The organism is Mesorhizobium sp. M8A.F.Ca.ET.021.01.1.1 (assembly GCF_003998025.1).
GTDB lineage: Bacteria > Pseudomonadota > Alphaproteobacteria > Rhizobiales > Rhizobiaceae > Mesorhizobium.
The window spans coordinates 1-6,580 of the sequence record NZ_RZSJ01000338.1 but is presented as its reverse complement, the minus strand read 5'-3'; the positions used below and the strand labels follow the sequence as shown (position 1 = coordinate 6,580).

At 63.3% G+C, this 6,580-nt stretch carries 6 protein-coding genes; 1 reads left to right on the top strand and 5 read right to left on the bottom strand.

Annotation, left to right across the window (positions count from 1 at the left end; translation table 11 throughout):
• Positions 1-228 precede the first annotated feature (228 nt).
• The gene (locus EOA36_RS22980; RefSeq protein WP_127279550.1) at positions 229-1,842 is read right to left on the bottom strand and encodes an extracellular solute-binding protein; all 1,614 of its coding nucleotides are present in this window, start codon (positions 1,840-1,842) and stop codon (positions 229-231) included.
• 357 nt (positions 1,843-2,199) lie between these two features.
• Between EOA36_RS22980 and EOA36_RS22975 the strand changes: the two genes are divergently transcribed.
• On the top strand, positions 2,200-3,228 hold the full coding sequence (locus EOA36_RS22975; protein ID WP_127279549.1) for a LacI family DNA-binding transcriptional regulator: 1,029 nt from the start codon (positions 2,200-2,202) through the stop codon (positions 3,226-3,228).
• A 56-nt stretch (positions 3,229-3,284) separates the two neighbouring features.
• Here the strand turns inward: EOA36_RS22975 and EOA36_RS22970 are convergent, their stop codons facing one another.
• The 4 genes from EOA36_RS22970 to EOA36_RS22955 are packed head-to-tail and all read right to left on the bottom strand — an operon-like array spanning position 3,285 to position 6,434.
• Positions 3,285-4,304, bottom strand: a complete 1,020-nt coding sequence (locus EOA36_RS22970; protein WP_127279548.1) for an aliphatic sulfonate ABC transporter substrate-binding protein — start codon at positions 4,302-4,304, stop codon at positions 3,285-3,287.
• Between the two features lie 35 nt (positions 4,305-4,339).
• Positions 4,340-5,245 (bottom strand): ABC transporter permease, encoded by a 906-nt coding sequence (locus EOA36_RS22965; protein WP_127279547.1) that lies wholly within the window; start codon positions 5,243-5,245, stop codon positions 4,340-4,342.
• Between the two features lie 12 nt (positions 5,246-5,257).
• Complete coding sequence (locus EOA36_RS22960) at positions 5,258-6,094, bottom strand: ABC transporter ATP-binding protein (RefSeq protein WP_127279546.1); 837 nt, start codon at positions 6,092-6,094, stop codon at positions 5,258-5,260.
• Positions 6,095-6,107: 13 nt separating this feature from the next.
• Positions 6,108-6,434: a ferredoxin family protein gene (locus EOA36_RS22955; protein WP_127279545.1), complete on the bottom strand. Its 327-nt coding sequence runs from the start codon at positions 6,432-6,434 to the stop codon at positions 6,108-6,110.
• Between the last annotated feature and the right edge of the window lie 146 nt (positions 6,435-6,580).

Sequence of the window (6,580 nt, the reverse complement as noted above, 5' to 3'; positions counted from 1 at the left end):
TGTGAGATCCGCGCCCGTCGCCGACCATTCGGCGATCGGCTTGAGGGCCATCGACACCATCCACAGGATCGGCATCAGCGTGACGGCCATCGCCGCGAGGATCGCGGCGTAGCGGAATATCTCGAAGGGGACGGAACGCTTCATCTGGCTGCTTTTGCTGGTGGCGTCGGTTGAGGAGGGGGAAGAGCTTTCGCCCCTCCCCCTCCGGATCTGATCCAGGGAGACGGATCAGCTGATCGGATCGAGAACGGTCGGCCAGGCCTCCTTGTTGGTCCTGATGGCTTCGAGCAATTTGTCCTCGCCGATGCGCCGGGCGATCTTCTTCCACTCGGTTTCGGTGTCGGCCATCGCCTGCTCCGGTGTCTTGGCCTTGGTCAGCGAGGCCATGAGGTTTTCGTCCAGCGCGTTGTGGAAGGCGGTGGCGCCGGGATAGTTGATGGTCGGCACCGTTCGGGCGACCGTCTCGCGCACCACGTCCATGTGGTAGGCATGATAGGTCTGGCGCACCAGCGGATCGGAGAAATCCGAAAGCCGGAACGGATCGAGATAGCCGCCGGGGTTGGCGCTCATCCAGGCATAGATGCGCGCCGAGCCCAGCCATTGCAGCAGGAGATAGGCGACCTCCTGGTTCTTCGACTGCGACGAGACCATGCCGGTCAGCGAGAACCAGAGCACCGAGCGGCTGATCAGCTTGCCGTCGATCTCGCGGCCGGGTGGCAGCATCGTGCCGATCTTGCCGGTGACCTTGGAGTCCTTGTTGCCGGCATTGTCGAGGAATTTCGGCAGGTTGGAGAAGGCGCAGGTCATCGCCGCGCCGCCCTTGGCGAAACTGCCGTACTGCTCCGGCCAGCCCCACGAGATCGCATCCGGCGAATGATGGGCGAGCGATTCGACATATTCGTTGGTGGCCGCGATGCCGTGTTCGGAATTGATCAGCGGCTTGCCGTCATCGCCGAACAGGAACTGGTTGGGCGAGGCCATCGACACATAGCGCTGGTACCAGTTGGTGTAGCCCCAGCCCTGGTTGCGCAGGTCGGTGGAGCCGAACAGACCCTTGTCCGGGCGCTGGAAGAAGGCCGCGATATCGCCGTGCTGCTTCCAGGTTTTCGGCGGCACCAGATCGTAGCCGTATTTGTCCTTGAAGGCCTTCTTCTCGGCTTTGTCGCCGAACAGGTCGGTGCGGTAGACCCAGGTCTGGAAGTCGCCGTCCAGCGACACGCCGTAGTTCGAGCCGCGATATTTGTTGAGCAGCGACACGCCCTTGGCGCCGTCGACATAGCCGGTCTTGGGATCGTCCCATTCGGGCTTGTACTGGGCGACGAAGTCGTCGAGCTTGGCGATGCCGCCGGTCTCGGCGAGATCACCAAGGCGGTTCCACTCGGTCGAATAGATGTCATAGGCTCCACCCTTGGTGGAGATGTCCTGCATGGTCTTGGTGAATTCCTGGCCATTCGGCAGACCGACGATCTCGATCGGGATGCCGGTCTCCTTTTCCCAGAGCTCCTTGATCGATGGCGCGCCGGCCGGGAAAGGCTGGGTGAGCTGGCCGATTGAGCCGTCCGAGAGGCCAAGCACGATCTTGGCCGGTGCCTTGCCGGCGCCCTTCAGCGCCTTGGCGGCCTCGACGGCACGGCCCTCGGGCGTGTCGGGGCCGTATTGATAACGCTCGGCGCCGTCGAAGCCGGTCGGCCCGCCGATCATGCCGGGCGCCAGTGCATCGGCTGCAAAAGCGCGGCCGGGACGAATGAATTGCGGTGCGATACCGGTCGCGGCGACGAACACCGCGGCCTTTCCTCCGGACGCCAACAATCGGCGCCGCGAGATGCGGATCAGATCAGACATTGGAATTCCTCCCTCAGGGCCAACGTTTCCTCCACGAGCCCATGAGGGATATTGACGGCAGTATCGGAAGGCTGTCAACATCATAAATGATCAAAATACCTCACAACATCGCAACGAGGCGGGGGAATGCGTCATACCGGAGTTCATACACCTCTCCAGATGCCTCGATTTGATGGGAAATGTGTTTTCCCTTCCCGGCACGATCGCCCCGGGCGACTTGATTTAGCCTGGCGGCTTGCGCATCGGCCAAGGCCGGATACATCATTTCCCATCAGAATCGCGGATAGCGAGGCGTTGGCAGCATCGGGCCGGCAGCCCGCATTGCGTGATCCTGATGCATTGAGGAGATGAAAGACGGTGCGTTCCACCCTGACTGACATAGCCCGGGAAGCCGGCGTCTCCGCCGCCACCGTCGACCGTGTGCTCAACAACCGCCCCGGCGTGCGGGCGCGTACACGCGAGATCGTGCTCGAAATGGCGCAGCGCCTCGGCTACATCGCCGAGAGCCCGAACGGCGCGCCGCCCAGGCCCCTGCCCGGCGAGATCATCCGGCTCGACTTCGCCCTGCCGGCGGGCACGAATTCGTTCATCAAGATGCTGCACCGCCACATCGAGGCGCAGGCCTCGGCGCGCCCCGATCTCGACGTCCACATCGCCACCATAGAGGGCTTCAATCCCGACCGGCTCGCCCGCCTGCTGCAGGATCTGCGCGGCCAGACGCAAGGCGTCGGCGTCATCGCGCTCGACCATCCGACGGTGCGCGAGGCGATCCGCTCGCTGTCGGCCAACGACGTCAAGGTGGTGACCATCGCCTCCGACATCCTGCATGTGCCGAGAGTCGCCTATATCGGCATCGACAACCGCGCTGCCGGGCGGCTGGCCGGCTATCTGCTCAACCGTTTCATGGGGTCTGGACGCCCCGGCAAGGTGGCACTGTTCGCCGGCTCGCTGTCCTATCGCGGCCATGAGGAACGCGAGATGGGATTCCGGCACATATTGACGGAAGAGTCACCCAACCTGCAGATCGTCGAGATGCGCGAAATGCTCGACGACCGCGAAAAGGCCTATTCGGAGGCGTCAGCCCTTCTGGAGCGGCACCCGGACCTTGCCGCGATCTACAATGTCGGCGCCGGCAACACCGGCATCGCGCGCGCGCTCAAGGAGCGCGGCCGCGCGCGATCCATGGTTTTCCTCGGCCATGAGGCGACGGACGGCACCAAGGAATTGCTGCTCGACGGCACGCTCGACGCGGTCATCGACCAGAACCCGCGCGTCGAGGCCCGCGAGGCGCTCAACATCCTGACCCATGCCGTCCGGGGGCTGCCCTATGAATTGCACCAGCCGAGGCTGCAGGTGATCTTCAAGGAGAACATCCCGGAGATTTGATATCCTCGGACGAACGGGACAGCGCCGCGAACGCGCGCTGCCCCGATCACTCCGGCTTACTGGACAGCGGCGACTTCCGCCGCGGCGGCGTCGACAAAGCTCTTGTCGATCCATTTGCCGTAATCGATCGAGCCTTTCAAAAGCCCGGCGCTGGCCATGAATTTTTCCTCGCCCTTCAGGGCCTCGATCGCATCGTCGGTGAGTTTCGGGTCCTGGTGAAACGCCCCATCGGCATAAGTCTTGCGCACCGATTTTTCCGACGACTTGGTCGCCTCCACGAAGGTCTTGATCGTCTCATCGGGATGAGCGTCGGCCCAGCGCGAAATCTCGATATCGACCTTCAGCAGGCGCTTGATCAGATCGGGATATTTCGCCGCGAAGGCGCCGTTGACCGAGATGACATTGGGCACGTTCCATTCCGGATGGGTGCCGGTGTCGAAGAGGATGCGGGCCTCGCTGGTATCGACCAGCTTGGCCGCCGTCGAATCCGTCTCGACGATGGCGTCGATGTCGCCGCGCAGCAGTGCCGGGCCGGATGCCTCGAAAGGCAGGTTCAGACCCTCGACATCATTCGTCGTCAGGCCGACGCTGTTCAACGCCTTGCTGAAATTTGAATGCCGCACCGTGCCGGTAAGATAGGCGACCTTCTTGCCCTTGAGGTCCTGCAATGTCTTCAGCGGAGAATCGGTCTTGACGACGATGTAGGAGCCGCCTGTCCTGACATAGCTCGACAGGCCGATCAGCTTGACGTCGGCGCCGGAGGCGGCGACACGCAGCGCCGGGTTGTTGCCGGTGTAGGTGAACTCGATCGCTCCGGTCGCCAGCGCCGTCGTTGCCTCCGAGCCGCCATTAAAGGTCACCAGTTCGACCTTGATGCCGTCCTTGGCGAATTCCTTTTCCCACCAGCCATCCTTCTGGGCGAGGATGAATTTGAGATGCCCGGGCGCGGTGCTGCCGATGCGGATGACATCGGGCTTGTCCTGCGCGAAGGCCGGCATGCCGCCAAGGCCTATGACGACGGCAATGGCGCCCTTGAGGAGCAGCCGGCGAAATCCATCGAATGCGATGCTGGTCATGGAAAAATCCTTCCTGATTGGTATGAATGGATGGCTTAAATGAGCGAAGACTCGGACTGCCCCTTCCAGGCCGTGGCCCAGCGCTCGAACCAGACGAGCAGGTAGTTGACGGTCAGCCCGATGACGGTGAGCGTCAGGATGCCGGCATACATGTCGGCCGTTTCCATCATCAGCTGCGAGTTCTGGATGAGGAAACCGAGGCCGGATTTGGCCGCCAGCATCTCGGCGCCGATGACCGCGAACAGCGAGGATTTGACCGCCAGCCGCGCGCCGGCGACGATCGAGGGAATGCTCGCCGGCAGGATGACTTTTCGAAACAGGTCGAAGTCGGACGTACCCATCGAGCGTGCCGCCTTGATAAGCAGCGGATCGACCGACTTGACCCCGCTGATAGTGTTGACGAGGAGAAAGAACACCGAGGAGTAGAAGGTGATCGCCACCTTCGATTCCTCGCCAATGCCGAGCAACAGGATGAACACCGGCAGCAGCGCGAATTGCGAGGTGTTGCGCAGCGTCTGCACCAGAAGATCGCTGACCTTCTCGAACAGCGCATAGCGGCCCATCAAGAGGCCGAGCGGTATGGCCACCACCACACCGAGCGCAAAGCCGATCGCGGCGCGCTGCAAGCTGATGCCGATATGTTCGACCAGCACGCCCGAGGCGAGCAACGCCCACCAGGCGATCAGCACCTCGCTCAATGGCGGGAAGAAGATGCGGTTCAGCCAGCCGAGCCGCGGCGCGATCTCCCAGGCGAGAAAGAACAGGCCGAGCAGCGGCAAGCCATAGAGGAAGGTGCCGGCGTGCGCTCCCTTCCCGCGAACCTTGGCACCTGCGGCGACACCGCGCGTCTTGATCGCCTGGGCTTTCACGGAAACCGCAGCCTCGCCGGCAGCGCTGCGAAAGCCGATGGCGGGGCCGAGCTTTTCGGTCAGATAGGCCATGGGTCTAGCTCCTCAATGGCTGAAGGCCGGCGACAGCGTCCAGTCCTTCTGCGCCTTGTTGACCTCGTCGCGCAGCACGTCCCAGACGCGGGCGCGATACAGGTTGAATTCGGTGCTGGCGCGGATATCGCCGTCGCGTGGCCTTGGCAGGTCGATATCGATGATCTCCTTCACCGCGCCGGGCCGCGCCGTCATCACCACCACGCGGTCGGCCAGGAAGATCGCCTCGTCGATCGAGTGGGTGACGAAGATGACAGTGGTCTTGATCTTGCCCCAGATGCGCAACAGCTCGCCCTGCAGCAGCTCACGCGTCTGCTGGTCGAGCGCGGCGAAGGGCTCGTCCATCAACAGCACTTCCGGATTGCTGGCCAAGGCGCGCGCGATCGCCACGCGCTGCTGCATGCCGCCGGACAGCTGATTGGGAAAACGGTCCTCGAAGCCGGCAAGGCCGAACAGCGACAACAAATGCCGGGCCGTCGCCGTCCGCTCGGCCTTGGCGACGCCGCGCACTTCCAGCGCATATTCGATGTTTGCCAGTGCCGTGCGCCAGGGAAACAGCGCATATTGCTGGAAGACATAGCCGGTCTTCGGATCAGGCTTTGTAATCCGCATGCCGTCGAGCTGGACCTCGCCACCCGTCGCCTGCGTCAGCCCGCCGATGATGTCGAGCAGCACCGACTTGCCCGAACCACTCGGACCGACCAGCGTGATGAACTCACCCTTGCGGATGGCAAGATCGACCCCGTCGAGGACGGTGACGCGGTCGCTTGCCTCGCCGTCGACAGTGACGAACTGCCCCGGCTTGAGCTGGAAGGTCTTGCTGATGTCGTTGACGACGATGCGGTCCATGGTCCCTCGCCTCCTATTGCGCCACGCGGATGCGGTGCGTCGGGTCGAACTGGGAGCCGCCGGCCTTGCCGCGCGCCCAGCCGAGCGCGCGGGCATAGCTGCCGAACAGAACACGTTCCTCGACCTCCACCTCAGTGATGCCGGTCGGCCCTTCGGCGAACTCGGCCACGTAAAGCGCGTCGGTCGGGCAATAGATTTCGCAGAGGAAGCAGGTCTGGCAGTCGTCCTGGCGTGCGATGACGGGGGCGCCATGCTCGGTCGCGTCGAAGACATTGGTCGGGCATACCTTGACGCATATGTCGCATTCCACGCAGCGCGTGGCCGAGACGATCTCGATCATGATGCCAACTCCGCCGGCCGCTCAGGCGTCCCTTCGATGCGGAACGCGTCGACACCGGTGATGATCAGCCGATGCGCCAAGGCTGGGCTCTTGCCCGGCAGATCGGTGCGGCGGTGCATGCCGCGGCTCTCGGTGCGGTGCAATGC